The 500-nt window shown below is 59.6% G+C and carries 1 protein-coding gene; it reads left to right on the top strand.

The window, feature by feature from the left end:
- Positions 1-281: 281 nt before the first annotated feature.
- On the top strand, positions 282-500 hold a 219-nt coding region (locus A9J21_RS32295; RefSeq protein ID WP_231906899.1), incomplete at its 3' end, for a hypothetical protein.

Raw genomic sequence — 500 nt, 5'->3', positions numbered from 1 at the left:
CCTACATCCCTCGACGATGTTCCCGTTCAGCATGACAGTCTCTCGCAAACTCTTGCGACACGGGCTAACCGCCGCATTGATCAACTTCACCGGGGCGTAGCTCTTGGCCGATCCAGCAGACACGACCGCGCATAGCTATCGCGGGCTAGTACTGTCCGTAAAGGTATTTCTTGAGGACTCCGATCCCGTGAAGTTCAGTACTGGCTGGGGCTATGAGGTATGCGTCGATGAGGTGCAGCACGGCACGCGCGTTTGGGGGCCGCTTCATTCAGGCACCCCCTATGAGTCGCATGGTGGCGCCGAACACGCAGGTGTTCAGCGAGGCCGTCTCGCCATCGACCTGCTGCTGGGCCTGCTGCAGGCTTCTTGGCGCTGATCTGGAGGCCCCACGCTCTGTCAGAAAGACTACGCCTGAGCCATGGCAGATCCCGCTGGAACGCATCCCAGCGGCGTTCGTCGATGAAGCCATGGAACCGAAGAATGGAACGCTGCAATGGAAA

Origin of the sequence: Cupriavidus sp. D384, from assembly GCF_001652915.1 — a bacterium.
Lineage (GTDB): Bacteria > Pseudomonadota > Gammaproteobacteria > Burkholderiales > Burkholderiaceae > Cupriavidus.
The sequence above is the reverse complement of the archived record's forward strand: the minus strand, read 5'-3'. Positions and strand labels throughout refer to the sequence as shown.